This window comes from Streptococcus sp. GMD1S, assembly GCF_000296875.1.
Lineage (GTDB): Bacteria > Bacillota > Bacilli > Lactobacillales > Streptococcaceae > Streptococcus.
The window spans coordinates 1-1,044 of the sequence record NZ_AJQY01000174.1 but is presented as its reverse complement, the minus strand read 5'-3'; the positions used below and the strand labels follow the sequence as shown (position 1 = coordinate 1,044).

The window sequence follows — 1,044 nt, the reverse complement described above, 5'->3', positions numbered from 1 at the left end:
AATCTGACAGTTAATGAATTGCTCAGCATTGCTTCTCTTGTCGAAAAAGAAGGAGCTAAGACCGAAGACCGCAAGAAAATCGCAGGTGTCTTCTATAACCGCTTGAATGCCGGTATGCCACTTCAAAGTAATATCGCTATCCTATATGCTCAAGGAAAACTTGGTCAAAAGATTAGTTTAGCAGATGACGCTGGAATTGATACAACGATTGATTCACCATACAATGTTTACACACACCTTGGCCTCATGCCTGGACCGGTTGATAGCCCAAGTTCGGATGCGATTGAAGCAAGTGTAAACCAGACAAAGAGTGAGTACTTGTACTTTGTAGCCAATGTTGAAGACGGTAAAGTATACTTTGCGACAACAAAAGAAGAACATGATCAAAACGTTGCAGAGCATATCAATAGCAAGTTACCTCAAGCAAGTAGTTCAAACTAAAATTATGTGGTTTTCCACATAATTTTGTTTTAAAAAAGTAAATAGAAAAGAAAGTTAAAAAAATGGCAGAAAAAACTTACCCAATGACCCTTGAAGAAAAGGAAAAACTAGAAAAAGAATTAGAGGAGTTGAAACTCGTTCGACGTCCTGAAGTCGTAGAGCGTATCAAGATTGCTCGTTCCTATGGAGACCTTTCAGAAAATAGTGAGTATGAAGCAGCGAAAGATGAACAAGCTTTTGTTGAAGGTCAAATTTCAAGTCTAGAAACAAAAATTCGCTATGCTGAAATTGTTAATAGCGATGCAGTTGCCCAAGATGAGGTAGCAATCGGTAAGACAGTAACAATCCAAGAAGTCGGTGAAGACGAAGAAGAGGTCTACATCATCGTCGGTTCTGCAGGTGCAGATGCTTTTGCTGGTAAAGTCTCAAATGAAAGTCCGATTGGCCGTGCTTTGATTGGCAAGAAGACTGGCGATACTGCAACGATTGAAACACCAGTTGGTAGCTATGATGTCAAAATCTTAAAGGTTGAGAAAACAGCCTAAATAGGATGAAAAAGGAGTAGTGAAGGTTTTGCCTTGCTCAACTCCTTTTTGGTTTTTT

Annotated in this window: 2 protein-coding genes; both read left to right on the top strand. The window is 39.4% G+C overall.

Annotated features, from left to right (window positions below):
• The coding region (gene mltG, locus GMD1S_RS08070; RefSeq protein ID WP_000293967.1) for an endolytic transglycosylase MltG at positions 1-441 on the top strand (441 nt) is incomplete at its 5' end.
• A gap of 62 nt (positions 442-503) precedes the next feature.
• Positions 504-986: a transcription elongation factor GreA gene (gene greA / locus GMD1S_RS08065; RefSeq protein ID WP_000818765.1), complete on the top strand. Its 483-nt coding sequence runs from the start codon at positions 504-506 to the stop codon at positions 984-986.
• The last annotated feature ends 58 nt before the right edge of the window (positions 987-1,044 follow it).

What these genes read in the sequence shown, in the direction of transcription:
- greA (WP_000818765.1), top strand. Translation starts at nt 504, where the DNA reads ATGGCAGAAAAAACTTACCCAATGACCCTTGAAGAAAAGGAAAAACTA.